Consider the following 14,373-nt stretch of genomic DNA (forward strand, 5'->3'; position numbering starts at 1 on the left):
TTTTTTTATTTTTCTTTTAGTAAATAAACTTATTATTAAAATAGTGTTAATTGCTGTACATCTTCTTCCCTAATACTTGATAATGTAACTCCTATTAAGCGGATGCGGTTTTCCAATTTCTCTTCATGTAAAATATCCATGGCTGTTTTATAAATAATCTGATAATTATTAGTGTATGTATTTAAAGTCCTGCTTCTTGTATGATTCTCAAAAACAATGGTCTTATATTTTACTGTTATTGTCTTTATATAGATATTCTGCCTTACCAATATTGCCGCAAGCTCCTTACAAAATCCCTGAATATAAGGTTCTAGCTCCTCTATTTCATCAGTATCAAACTTCAATGTGGTTTCTCTTCCATAGGATTTTCTATCTCTATTAACTTCCACAATCCTCTTATCAATTCCTCTTATTCTCTCATAAATATCTAAACCACTCTTTCCTAAATATTCTAAAAAGAACTCCTTATTTAATGGATATAAATCCTTAATAATATATATACCCATATTGTTTAATCTTTGTACCGATTTTTTTCCTAGTCCATGTATTTTAGAAATAGATAGTGGTAATAATATTTTTGGTATCATATCCTTATCTATGACTTTTATACCATTAGGCTTATTCCAGTCTGATGCTAATTTTGCTAAAAATTTATTATAAGATATTCCTATGGATAATGTTAAACCAATTTCCTTTAAAACTCTACTCTTAATATATATTGCAGCTTCCATACCACTTAAAAATCTGCTATTAGTCACATCTAAATATGCCTCATCAATAGAAAGAGGCTCCACAAGCTGTGTCACCTCTCTAAAAATAGCAAATATCTTATTGGATATTTCTTTATATCTATGATATCTTACCCTAACAAAATGTCCCTTTGGACATAACCTCTGGGCCATAAAGACTGGCATTGCAGATTTTACACCAAACTTTCTTGCTTCATATGAACATGTTGAAACAACTCCCCGTTCACTTACTCCTCCTACTATTACCGGCTTACCTCTAAGCTGTGGATTATCTAACTGCTCCACAGAAGCAAAAAAAGCATCCATATCTACATGTAAAATTATTCTATGCATTATTACCACCTTAACTTAAAGCTTCTTCAAATATACCCTTATTCTTACTATTAATAAAAGATATTACTCCATGGGCTAAAAGTTCATCTATATATCTTCTCTTATCACTTATAGTACAAAAAGATACTATTACTACTGCAATTATTGTTCTAAAGCCCTTATCTAAATAAAATTCATATTCAGCTTCCTTATCACATAAGTCTTCTATGACACCTTCAACTAAATCTACAGTTCTTCTAGGATTTGTGTTAGACAACACTCCTACTAAAGGTAAAAATTGATTGGCTATCTTTATATCTCTCTTTTGTAATTGTAACAAAAATTCCATATTTCTATACATGTGACCTGATGATCCATTTAAAATCATGGCATTTGATAGCCCTTGAACACCATTTTTAGTTCTTATATTATAATCAGCCACATGATCATAAACATTTTCTATAAAATCATTTACTACTTCCACTTCTATATTGTTAATACTCCATAGTGCACATAATAAATAATCATCTTCATTAGTAATATTATTATACTTTTCTTTTAATAAAATATATGATTCCTTTAGCTTGTACACTATATCATCTTGTTTCCTTGAATTGCCATATCTTCCTATAACATATGCTGTCAGCACTAAATGGCTACATGATCTAAAACCATTTTCCTCAAGTTTTTCCATAGCACTAAACATATTTTCTATTATTTCTTGTTGCATATCCTTATCTGTTGTCGCAATCAACAATGATATTATATATAATATATCTCCTCTAAAGGGTGACATTCTTGGTGTAACAGCTTTAATTTCTTTCCTAATTTCCTTTATTCTATCTATTGGTATCTCTCTTTCATAATGAGAAAAAACCAGTGATGCAAAGTGATTTAATATATCACCATCATTTTTTAAATACTCTTTAGCTAATCTGTAATTATCTACAGTTCTATCTATCCTATCAACAAGAAATTTTTCCATCCCTTTATCTCTCCCCGTTAATTTATATAACTTAGTTATAAATAATTTCACTATAATTATACTATTCTTTTGTGACAAAATTGCAACAGTTCATTAAAATTTAATTCTTAAAAAAATTTAAGAATTAAGGGCTCCTGTAGGAACCCTTAATTAAAAAATATTTGAATTTATTTATAAAGAGTACTGAATGATAATATTGCTTGCAACATCAATCATCTTACTACCTGTATCCATACTATTTTTTTGGATAATCCTAAAGGCTTCCCTTTCCGTTAAATTTTCACGCTCCATTAAAATTCCCTTAGCTCTTTCAATTATTTTTCGTTCTTCCATGGTGGTTTCTAATTTATTTACTTTTTCTCTCAATTTAGACACTTTCTTATTACTTTGGCATATTAAATCTAAAGAACTTATTAAAATTCCCTTAGAAATAGGATTGGTTATACAAAATATATCTGTTTGTTCCTGTACAAATGATCTATATGTCTCATTTACTATTGCCAAAAAACTACAATTATCGGCTAATGTATTATATACATCCAAAATTGTCATATCATTTAGCTTATAGCCAATAATTACAATTTCAGGGTCCAAAGCTATACATTTTCTGATTAGATCATGCCCTGAGTTGCATGTAGCTAAAACTCTGTATCCTGCTTCAATTATCAGTGAGCCAATTTTTTCTGCTGTATCTAGATTCTGAAGTGCCACAATTACTCCCCTTTGATCATTCATTTCATACCCCACCTTTATGACCTAGTATTTTGAAAGATAACTAGTTATTTCCCACTGGTGTACCTGTGTTCTATAATTATCCCACTCAACCTCCTTGGCCCTAATGTAATATTCAAAGGTGTTTTTTCCTAAAGCTTCTTTCACAAGATCACTTTTTTGCATATATGCAACTGCTTCATGTAAGCTTTCAGGTAAACTTTCTATATTTTCTCTCTTTCTTTCTTCTCTATTTAGAGCAAAAATATTTTTATCAATGCATTTAGGTGGTTCTAAATTATATTTAATACCTTCTAATCCTGCTAATAAAAGACATGCTAAGACAAGATATGGATTTGAGCTAGGATCTGGAGATCTAAGTTCTATCCTAGTTCCCTCTTCTCTGGCTGATGGAACCCTTATAAGTGGACTTCTATTTTTAGCTGACCATGCAATGTATACTGGAGCTTCATAGTCCGGCACCAATCTCTTATATGAATTTACTAAAGGATTTGTTATTGGACAAATCTCTTTAATATGCTTAAGCACACCACCTATGAAATTATATGCCACTGAACTTAAACCTAATTCATCCTCTTCATTATGAAAAGCATTTTTCCCATCTTTAATCAGTGAAATATTTATATGCATTCCTGATCCATTAACTCCATGTAATGGTTTGGGCATGAAAGTTGCATATAACCCATGTCTTTGAGCAATTGACTTAACTACGTATTTAAATGTAGCAATATTATCTGCTGTAACTAATGCATCAGCATATTTAAAATCTATTTCATTTTGTCCTGCAGCCACTTCATGATGTGAAGTTTCAATTTCAAATCCCATATCTTCTAAAGCAAGAGTCATATCCCTTCTGGCATTTTCACCTAAATCTATAGGTCCTAAATCAAAATAACTTCCTTTATCATTAGTTTTTAAGGTTGGATTACCATCATTATCAACTTCAAATAAAAAGAACTCACACTCTGGCCCTACATTCATTGTATATCCCATATCTTTTGCTTTATTAATTGCTTTTTTTAGTATATATCTAGGATCTCCTTCAAAAGGAGTTCCATCAGGCATATATACATCGCAAATTAATCTAGCCACTTTCCCCTGTTGCGGTCTCCAAGGAAAAATTAAAAATGTATCTAAATCAGGTCTTAAATACATATCTGATTCTTCAACTCTTACAAAACCATTAATTGATGATCCATCAAACATACAATGATTATTTAATGCCTTTTCAAGTTGTCTGTCAGTGATGGCCACATTTTTAAGAGTCCCTAATATATCTGTAAATTGAAGTCTTATAAACTTAACGCCATTTTCTTCTACCATTGCTAAAATATCTTCTTTTGAATAATGCATATAATGCCCCCCTTTGTTTTCAAAAAAGACAATAAATTATGTCCTCATAGTCAGTAAAATGTTAATCTTGTCCAATTTCTTATTAATATTATATACATTCATTAGAAAAACTACAATCTTCTAATTATCACTATAATATTAATAAGTTATTTTTTTAAATAACTACTAAAATATTGAATTTATTTTTATACTAATATCATTTTTTTCATACTTTTATTATTTTTTTATTTTTCACTAATGTTCTTTTCTTATACAAAGTAAAAATCATATAAAATTATTTGCAAAATACACAATATTTATGTAAAATATTTCTAAGATTATATTATTATTACAAATAATAATTCTATTGGGGGCTATTAATATGAAAACAATTGTAACAAAGTTTGGTGGAAGTTCTTTATCTGATGCCAATCAGTTTAAGAAAGTAAAAAATATATTTTTTGCAGATGAAGCTAGAAAATTCATTGTTCCATCTGCACCTGGAAAAAGACATTCAAAAGATTTTAAAATTACAGATGTCTTATATCTTTGCCATGGTCATATACAATCTGGTATACCTCTAGATGATGTATTTAAACTTATTAGTGAAAGATATGAAAGCATAGTTGAAGAATTAAATATAGATTTAAACATCCAGGATTATTTAAATATTGTAAAAGAAGATTTAGAAAATGGGGCTTCTAAAGATTATGCTGCAAGTCGTGGCGAATACTTAAATGGATTAATACTTGCTGAATATTTAGCTATAGACTTTATAGATGCTAAAGATGTTATCAAATTTAATAGATATGGTACTTTAGATAATGAGGCCACTGAACTTAAACTTAAAGATGCTTTGTCTAAATCTGAAAAAGCTGTTATTCCTGGTTTTTATGGTTCTGATCCTGAAGGTAATATTGTTACTTTTTCAAGAGGAGGATCCGATGTCACTGGTGCATTAGTGGCTGCTAATATTAACGCTGATTTATATGAAAATTGGACAGATGTATCAGGATTTCTTATGGCAGATCCCAAAATCGTTGAGCATCCCATGCAAATTAAAGAAATAACATATAGAGAGCTACGAGAATTATCATATATGGGGGCATCTGTATTACATGAAGAAGCTGTTTTTCCTGTGAGAAATGTTGGAATACCTATAAACATAAAAAATACCAATGCTCCTGAAGACAGTGGAACATTTATTGTAAGTTCTAGGGAAAATTCCTCTAATAGAACGCTTACTGGTATAGCTGGTAAAAAAAACTTTACTGTTATTTCTATCGAAAAAGCTATGATGAATACAGAACTTGGTTTCTGTAGAAAAGTGCTTTCTATCCTTGAGCAAAATAATGTTTCTTTTGAAAATATGCCTTCAGGTATAGATTCAGTATGCGTGGTCATATCAGATTCTGAACTTAAGAACAAGCTTGAAATTCTTGTAGATGAAATTCAGCGTTCTTGTAACCCAGATTCTGTAGTAGTTCATCCTAATATGGCTCTTATTGCAACTGTTGGTGCTGGCATGGCCAATAAAAAAGGTGTTGCTGTAAAAATATTTGATGCTTTATCACAAGCTGATATAAATGTGAGAATGATTGATCAAGGTTCTAGTGAAATCAATATCTTAATTGGTATTGAAAATGAAGATTTTGAAAAAGGTATTAATGCTATCTACAATTCATTTAGTGATGAATATCTAAATGTTGTACCTATTAAATCAACATCAGCAAATTAGAAAAATTTTACAAACTAATGCCACAAAATAAAACGGAGCTATTCAGCCCCGTTTTCTTATTATTCAACTGATTTTAAAGATTCAACCATACTTATATTATTAAGTTTTCCATACATAGATACATTAACAAGTAAAGTAAATACTAAAGTAAATGTTGCTGCATATATAAAGCTTATACCATGAATAGATCTACCAAACATAACTATATCCATTTCAATGGTAGAAACTATATAATTGCTTAGGAAAATACCCATTACTAATCCTACTGCAATACCTATTACCGATAAAACGATATTTTCTCTATATACATAATTGGCAGATTCTTTTTCAGTAAATCCTAACACCTTTATTGTAGCAATTTCTCTCATTCTTTCAGCTACATTTATATTTGTTAAATTATATAAAACAACAAATGCTAATGCTGCTGCACAAATAATCATAAGCACTACTACTGAATTCAAACTTGATATTATATCTTCAAAACTTGATATTACATAAGAAGTTGAAGTAACAACTAAAATATCATTTTTCTTTAACCAATCCTTAGCAACTTCATCTTCATGAGCTTTACCATCTTCAGTAAGCTTTAATAAAGCTGTATTAAGCTTTAAATCTTCCCCAAACTTTTCTTCATACATCTTTCTAGATAAATATACATAATTATATACATAATTTTCTACTATACTAGATATTTTTAAATCAACAGTTATTCCAGCATCATCTCCTACAGTTATAGTATCTCCTACAGAAAGATTTAAAAGTTTGGCTAGCTTTTCCGTTATTACCACATTATCATCGGTAAGCTCAATATTACTTTCAGAGTCCTTATCTAATAAATGTACATAGTCCTTGAATTTATCTAATGATTCTGGTACAAATAATCTTATCTGTACTTCTTTATCATCATTTGCCTTTGATCCATTCATCAAGCTTTGTTTAATCATCATTGATGATTTAACACGCTTATCTATATCAATGGAATCTTTAAGACTTTTCTTTTCATCTAAAGTACCTTCATATTTTAAGTTCATCATAGTATCATACGTAAATATCTCACCATATTGTTTAGGAACAACTACAGAAATAGAATCCTTTAAACCATATGCTGCAAGTATTAGTGCAGTACAACCAGCCACTCCTAAAACAGTCATGATAAATCTAGCTTTATATCTAAAGATATTTCTTGTAGTTACCTTTGATGAAAAATTCATTTTATTCCATATAAATGGTATCTTTTCTAAGAATATACGCTTTCCTTGCTTTGGAGCTTTAGGTCTCATTAAAGTTGCAGGATTTAGTTTTAGTTCTCTATAAGCTACTAAATATGCAACTGTACAAGTACAGAGAAGCGCACATACAACTGCTATAATTATAACTGGTATACTTATTTTAACTGCAAATATAGGTAATTTATACATTGCATCATAAGAGTGGAATATTGTCTTAGGTAAAATTAATAGTCCAACCACTATTCCTAAAATACTTCCTGTTATTGCTGCTAAAAATGCATAAAAAAAGTACTTAGCTGCTATAGTCTTATTTTCATATCCTAATGCCTTAAATGTACCTATCTGTGTTCTTTCTTCCTCAACCATTCTCGTCATTGTTGTAAGACATACAAGTGCTGCTACTATGAAGAAAAATAATGGGAACACACTAGCTATACCATTAATACGATTAGCATCTTCTGCAAAAGAAGTATACCCTGGATTATCATCTCTAGTAAATATATACCACTTACCATTGGAAAGATTTTTTAAATCATTTGATTTTTGATTTAATTCATCTTCAGCTAAAGTAAATTGAGTATCAAATTCTTTTTGTCCTTCTTCTAATTGAGCCTTTGAATCTGCTAGCTGTTTCTTTGCTTCTTCAATTTGAACTTTCCCTTCTACAATTTGCACCTTAGACTGTTCTAATTGTGCTTTTCCATCTGCAATCTGCTGTTCCGCAGCAGTCAAGTTATCTTTTTGAGTATTAATTTCATTTTGAGCTGCCTGAATTTGTGCTGCTGATGAATCTAATTGTTCTTTGGCTGCAGCAATTTGATAGTCAGCATCTGCTATCATCTGTCTTCCAGCATCAACTTGTGCAACAGCATCATTATACTGAGTTATATACGAATCAAATTGAGATTGAAGTACTGATGATAAAACTCCACCATTATCTATTATTGACTGTAAGCCACTAATTAATGGCCCATAAGTATCTAATTGAGCTTGTGCTTGATTTAATTGTGCTTCTCCAGCCTCTCTTTGTGCCATATATTCAAAATATGCTGCATTATATTGATCTACTCCAGCATTATATTCATTTATTCCTTCATTAAGTTGTTCTTCTCCAGCAACTATTTGATTCCATCCATCAGCAACTTGTGCTTCTGAGGCAGCTAACTGCTCTTCTGAAGCCTTTATTTGTGCTTCTCCATCAGTAATTTCTTGTTCTTTTTCAGCTATCGTAGCTTCTGCTTCCTGAATTTGCTTCTTCCCATCATCTAAATCTGCTTGAGCATCTGCTTTTTGAAAATCAATTTCTTTTCTTGCTGCATCTATTTGCTTCTGAGCTTGCGTAAGTATTGCTTCTTTATTTACTTCTACTCTGTCTACACCAAGACTTGATAATTTTGAAGAATAGTCTGCAATATATGATTTATAGTCATCTTCAAAGCTTGATTCATATTTTTTAGGTGTATTTACACATAAAAATACTTCTGTATATCGGCTATATGCAAAATCATCAGCAGAAATCATCATATAATTTAAGATTGATCCATCACCAACTTGTGTTATCCCTTTATCAAAAGCAATATATTGAGGACTTTCGATAAATCCTACAACCTTAAAGGTCGAAGTCTTTACTACGTCAGTTATTTCCTTATCATCGCTAGGAGAAAGAAGTTCTATGGTATCTCCTATTTCATATTTAACTGATGTATTAGAATTACTTTCAACTACACATTCACCTGATTTTTCTGGCAATCTTCCTTCTACCACATTTAGTTCATTAATAGGCTGCTTTCCATAAGAGCTTTCAGGCACAGCTTGTACCCTAACTACATTATTTGCACCACCAGTATTAACTAATAAGTCTGCTGAATAAGAAGGCATTACTTGCATAACACCTTTAAGTTCTTCTAATGATCTAATATCATCATCTTGAAAACCATAGTCTGACATAATTTTATAATCCATCAAATTATTTGCTTCAAAAAATTTATTTGCTGAATATTTCATACTTGGACTTGCAGCTTTAACTCCGACAAAAAAGCCTACTCCTAAAGCTACAATAAGTAATATTGAAATAAATCTGCTTTTAGTATCTTTTATTTGTCTGAAAAAAACCTTTTTTAAACTACTTGTCATAAAACTACGCCTCCATTACCATTCAATATCATCAATGGAGGTTAATTTTTTATTAATAACCATAGATTCTACTTTACTATTTTTAACTCTTATAACTCTATCAGCCATTGGCGTAATAGCTTGATTATGTGTTACTAGTACTACAGTCATATTTTCTTTTCTACATGTTTCCTGTAAAAGCTTTAAGATGTTCTTTCCTGTCTGATAATCCAATGCTCCTGTAGGTTCATCACATAGAAGAAGTTTTGGTCTTTTTGCTAAAGCACGAGCAATGGCAACACGTTGTTGCTCCCCTCCTGATAATTGAGAAGGGAAATTATCCATACGATCTTCAAGGCCTACACTTCTTAATGCTTCTTCTGCATCCATTGGTTCTTTACAAATTTGAGATGCTATTTCAACATTTTCTTTAGCTGTAAGGTTTTGTATTAGATTATAAAATTGAAATACAAATCCTATATCATAACGTCTATACAAAGTAAGCTCTTTGTTATTCATGGCACTTAAATCTTTTCCACCAATGATTATTTGCCCATCATCATTTTGGTCAATACCACCTAACATATTAAGAATTGTACTTTTTCCAGCACCACTAGGCCCTACTATAACTACAAATTCTCCTGGTTTAACATGAAAGTTAACTCCATTGGCTGCAGCTATAGTAACTTCACCCATTTGATACCTTTTATAAACATCCTTAAATTCTATAAAATTATCTTCCATCTAAATTAACCCCCCTTAGTATAATTTCTTCATTTTTATCTGTACAAATAGATAAAATAAACTTATTATCTATTTGGTAATTTTTAATTTTCAATCCTTTGTAATTACATAAATATTCATCACCATTTTGTATAAACTCATTTTCCTTTATGGGATAGTGTAATCCTACTCCTAAAGCCTTGCCTAAACTTTCTTTCATAGTCCAATATGTGAAAAAAGTTTTTTCACTATCATCAGAGTTATATATTGAATTTATTTCCTTCTTATTACACACTCTTCTTACTACATAGTCATCAAAGCTTCTAATATTTTCAACATCTACTCCTATTTCTTCCAAACCTACAGCACAAGCAATAAGTCCATCACAATGGCTTATATTAAATTTTATATGCTCATTGTTTTTAAAAGAGGGTTTGCCATATTGATTTCTCATTACAGCTTCATCCTCTATTTCTACTTTAAAGACGCTTTTTATTGAATATCTTAATAATTCCTTGCTATAATATCTTTGTAATTTTATATCATTACATTTAGCTATAAAACATTGAATCAATTTTGTTCATTGATGTAGCTTAATACATCTTTAACTGTTCTAAAATTTCTTATATCTTCATCTGGAATTTCGATATCAAACTCATCCTCAAATTTACCTACGATACTCATTATGTCATATGAGTTTATGTTTAAATCATCCATTAAATCCATATCTGATGTTATTTCTTCTTCCTTTAACCCTAAATAATTTGCCATTATTTCTATTACTTTCTTATCCAATTTGACTTACCTCCTCTAAGAACTTTTGTCTTATTATTTTTTTAGAACTATTTTTTTCAAACTCTTCTTCTTTTATATATATATGCTGTATTTTTTTAAAGCTTGGCAATTTTTTATTTACCTTTTTCAAGTCTTCTTTTAAGATTGACTCTAACTCTTCTAAACTTTTACCTGAAGAAAAATCTTGATCTAAATATACATATGTGCTGATAACTTCACTACCTTTTTTATTCTTATCTATATAAACAAGTGATTCTTTAACATACGGCATCATTTCATATATATATCCTTCTAACTCTTCAGGGTGTACATTTTTACCGTTACTTAAAACAATTAAATTTTTCTTTCTTCCACAAATAACAAGATTTTTATCAGCGTCTATGCTTCCATAATCACCTGTTCTAAACCATCCATTAGTAAATGATTTTTCATTACTTTCATCATCTTTGTAATATCCTATCATTACATTTGGACCTTTAACTAATATTTCACCAATTCCTTCTTCATTTTTATTATCAATTTTCACTTCACAACTGGAAAATATTTTTCCTACTGAAAAATGATCTCCTTTTTTATTTAAATTTACACTGATTAATGGAGTGCATTCTGTTATTCCATATCCATTGTGAATAGTTATTCCTATATCGCCAAAGAAAGTTATAAGTTCTGGCTTAAGTGCTGCCCCTCCACATACAATTGCTTTTAATTTACCACCAAAGTTAGCATGCACTTTTCTAAATAATAGCCTTCTTAAATCTATACCAGATTTCAATAAGAAATTACTAACTTTTATACTATTTTCAAAAACCTTTTCCACATTCATTCTTTTTAATTCGACTCTTATACTTTTTTCCATAGTTTCTAAAAATAATGGTACCATTACTTCCATTTCTGGTTTCACTAATTTTAAATTTTTAGATAAATATTTCAAACTATCATTAATAAAAATATTCATCCCCATAGCTATTGGAGCCATCATACCACAAACATTCTCATATATATGATGAAATGGTAATACTGCTACAGTTTTATGATAAATTCCAAAAGCCTTACATGATTGTTCAATATTCACCAATAAATTATTTTGACTTATCATTACACCTTTGTTAAATCCAGTTGTTCCAGATGTAAACATAATAACATTTAACTCATTAACATTTACAATAGAGTCTTCATATACTGTGCTACCTTCATTTATTAATTGTCTACCTTCATTTATCAATGTCTGTACATCTGTATACTTATCTGTATCATTTAAGCATGCTGCAAACTCTAACTTACTATTTTCAATGATTTCATCTATACTAGATAAAAATCCCTTTGAAAATAATACAGCTGAGGCATCACCCTTTTCTAGTAGTTTACTTATTTGTTCTGAATCTAACTCCTTATCAAGAGGAACTGCTACGCCAACACCTGTTATAATTGCAAGATATGAAACAATCCAGCTATAACTATTTCCCCCTACTATAGCTATATGCTTATCTTTTAACCCCATATCTATGAGTTTTGTCCCCAAAGCATAAACATCATCTCTTAACTGTCCATAAGTATAACTTACTATTTTCTTATTTTTCTTTTCTCTAATAGCAATTTTATCTTTATACTTATTACTAGAATTATTAATAATATCCCTAATGGTTTCTAGGCATTCTCCAAAGACCTCTATCACTTTATTTATCCCCCTTTATACCAACCACATAATATCTTATTAAATTCTACATTAATAAAACCTATGCATAAATCTCATCAATTATTTCACCAATAGTCTTATTAGAAGATTCAATTCCAATTTCTACTGCTTTAATCATCACTCTATATAGTTCATCAACTATTTCATCACTTACTACAGCAACTTTATATTGGAACATGAAATCTAATTCACCTGAATCTAAAGTGTCCATTATTGTTAGATATAAATTCATTGATGAACTTCCATTAAAATAATTTTGTACTTTAGCTTTTATCCTATTGTCTGTAAATATCTTTGCTGGCTGGTAAGTTATCGTAAAGTCTGTAAGAAGCCCTGATTTAATTCCTGCTTGTTTTAATACATAATCATGTGCAAGTTGATATGGAAAATCTCCATGCCTGTATAATTCAAACTGCTCTTTTGTTAGCTTTTCACATGCTTCTTTAAAAGATACTCCATATGGGCATTCTACCTTAAGTTGTAAGTTATTCACCATCATTCCTCCAGCTTTTTTTCTATCCATAGAGGATCTTCTTGCTAATACAGAATTCACCATTGACTTATCAGTATTATTTAGCTTATAAAAGTATATCTGGCTTCCTAAAATAAATAATGTTTGCTGAGATATTCTATTTTCTCTACAATATTCATTTATTTTTGCTACAATACTCTTATCTAATGACATTACTTTCTGTTTGCCTTTAAAGCTTAAATTATTAGGCCTATATCTTTTACCTACATATTTAGGTTCCACTGATGCAAAAACTGCTGGTGTTTTCCATTTTTCCTTTATAAACTCATAATCCTTTTGCATTCTTTTAGAATTCATATACTCTAAATCTTTTTCAATCAATGGAACAAATTTTGCTGGTTCTTCCGGTAGTTCTTTTCCTTCTTTCATAGCTAAATAAATATTAATAACATCTTTTGCATATACAGTTAAGCCCCAAGCATCCATAACAACATGATTTACCTTTATATATAATCCAGTTACATTTTCCGGTCCTTTAATAATACTTACATCATATAATTCTTTATCATTATATTTAAACGGAGTACTTGTCCATTTTTCTAAAATTTCATCTATATGATCCTTTGAATAATTTGAGTAGTCTTCAATTTTTATTTCTTTAGGTTCTTCTTCTGAAACATATTGTTTTATTTGGCCTTTAACCTTTTTAAGTCTAAGCCTTAAGGCATCCATTCGCCATATAGCTTTATAAGCTGCAGCTTTTAATAATTCACAATCAATATTCTCATGAAACCAAACTGCAGTACCAATATTAACAACATTTTTTTCAGGTATGAATTTTAATGCAAAATACATTAGTTTTTGTGATGGAGTTAAATCATAATACTTCCTTTCAACCAATATTAAATCCTCCTCTAATACTAAAAATTATATTTCACTTATTATTTCTCTTAAGGTCTTATTAGGTGAGGCTATACCTATCTCAATACTCTTAATCATCTGATCATAAAGTTTATCTACAATTTCTTCACTTGCCAACGCTAAATTATATTCAAACAAAAAGTCTAAATTACCAGTACCTAAAGCGTCCATAATAGTTAAATATATAGAAATCCCTGAAACTCCATTACTGTAGTTTTGTACTTTAGCTTTAAACATATTTTCACTTCCAACTTTAGCTGCTTGATAAGTAAATGATAAATCAGTAAAGTTTCCTGTCTTTATTCCAACATTTTTTTGAATAAAATCTACAACTCTTTGATAAGGATAATCTCCATGTCTAAATAATTTAGCTTGATCTATCATTATCTTATTACATGCATCAAGGAAAGATAAATCATATGGACACTTAACAACAAATTCTAATATATTAATTAGCATACCACCAGCTGTCTTGGCTGCAGCCCCACTTCTCCTTGCAAGAACATTATGCACTAAAGCTTCATCACTATTATTTAACTTATACAAATATAATTGACTTCCTAATAAAAATACACTTTGA

The 14,373-nt window shown here is 29.8% G+C and carries 12 protein-coding genes; 1 reads left to right on the forward strand and 11 read right to left on the reverse strand.

Features of this window, described 5'->3' with window-relative positions; all coding sequences use genetic code 11:
* Positions 1-35 precede the first annotated feature (35 nt).
* The 4 genes from Q5O29_RS08465 to glnA all read right to left on the reverse strand — a co-directional run bounded on the left by Q5O29_RS08465 (position 36) and on the right by glnA (position 4,131).
* Positions 36-1,082: a DNA polymerase IV gene (locus Q5O29_RS08465; protein WP_022212526.1), complete on the reverse strand. Its 1,047-nt coding sequence runs from the start codon at positions 1,080-1,082 to the stop codon at positions 36-38.
* Between the two features lie 10 nt (positions 1,083-1,092).
* The gene (locus Q5O29_RS08470; RefSeq protein ID WP_022212527.1) at positions 1,093-2,046 is read right to left on the reverse strand and encodes a DUF4003 family protein; all 954 of its coding nucleotides are present in this window, start codon (positions 2,044-2,046) and stop codon (positions 1,093-1,095) included.
* Between the two features lie 171 nt (positions 2,047-2,217).
* Complete coding sequence (locus Q5O29_RS08475) at positions 2,218-2,781, reverse strand: ANTAR domain-containing response regulator (protein ID WP_022212528.1); 564 nt, start codon at positions 2,779-2,781, stop codon at positions 2,218-2,220.
* 21 nt (positions 2,782-2,802) lie between these two features.
* A complete protein-coding gene (gene glnA, locus Q5O29_RS08480; RefSeq protein WP_022212529.1) occupies positions 2,803-4,131 on the reverse strand; it encodes a type I glutamate--ammonia ligase in 1,329 nt (442 codons plus the stop codon).
* A gap of 361 nt (positions 4,132-4,492) precedes the next feature.
* On the opposite strand from glnA, the gene Q5O29_RS08485 reads away from it, so the two are divergent.
* Complete coding sequence (locus Q5O29_RS08485) at positions 4,493-5,848, forward strand: aspartate kinase (RefSeq protein ID WP_022212530.1); 1,356 nt, start codon at positions 4,493-4,495, stop codon at positions 5,846-5,848.
* Positions 5,849-5,907: 59 nt separating this feature from the next.
* Here Q5O29_RS08485 and Q5O29_RS08490 read toward each other — a convergent pair whose 3' ends face one another.
* The 7 genes from Q5O29_RS08490 to Q5O29_RS08520 all read right to left on the reverse strand — a co-directional run.
* Positions 5,908-9,210: an FtsX-like permease family protein gene (locus Q5O29_RS08490; protein ID WP_022212531.1), complete on the reverse strand. Its 3,303-nt coding sequence runs from the start codon at positions 9,208-9,210 to the stop codon at positions 5,908-5,910.
* Positions 9,211-9,225: 15 nt separating this feature from the next.
* Entirely contained in the window at positions 9,226-9,933 is a 708-nt protein-coding gene (locus Q5O29_RS08495; RefSeq protein ID WP_022167153.1) for an ABC transporter ATP-binding protein, read from the reverse strand.
* Complete coding sequence (locus Q5O29_RS08500; protein ID WP_187004469.1) at positions 9,923-10,366, reverse strand: 4'-phosphopantetheinyl transferase superfamily protein; 444 nt, start codon at positions 10,364-10,366, stop codon at positions 9,923-9,925. The genes Q5O29_RS08495 and Q5O29_RS08500 overlap by 11 nt, the downstream gene beginning before the upstream one ends.
* A gap of 116 nt (positions 10,367-10,482) precedes the next feature.
* Positions 10,483-10,707, reverse strand: a complete 225-nt coding sequence (locus Q5O29_RS08505) for an acyl carrier protein (protein ID WP_022167151.1) — start codon at positions 10,705-10,707, stop codon at positions 10,483-10,485.
* The gene (locus tag Q5O29_RS08510) at positions 10,700-12,379 is read right to left on the reverse strand and encodes an AMP-binding protein (protein WP_022212533.1); all 1,680 of its coding nucleotides are present in this window, start codon (positions 12,377-12,379) and stop codon (positions 10,700-10,702) included. Before Q5O29_RS08510 ends, Q5O29_RS08505 begins: the two co-directional genes overlap by 8 nt.
* A gap of 61 nt (positions 12,380-12,440) precedes the next feature.
* Positions 12,441-13,772 (reverse strand): condensation domain-containing protein, encoded by a 1,332-nt coding sequence (locus tag Q5O29_RS08515; RefSeq protein ID WP_022212534.1) that lies wholly within the window; start codon positions 13,770-13,772, stop codon positions 12,441-12,443.
* A gap of 27 nt (positions 13,773-13,799) precedes the next feature.
* Positions 13,800-14,373 (reverse strand): condensation domain-containing protein (locus tag Q5O29_RS08520; protein WP_302631972.1); only part of this gene is annotated, 574 nt, incomplete at its 5' end.

It is taken from the genome of Clostridium sp. CAG:265, from assembly GCF_000436575.1.
Lineage (GTDB): Bacteria > Bacillota > Clostridia > Clostridiales > Clostridiaceae > Clostridium > Clostridium lentum.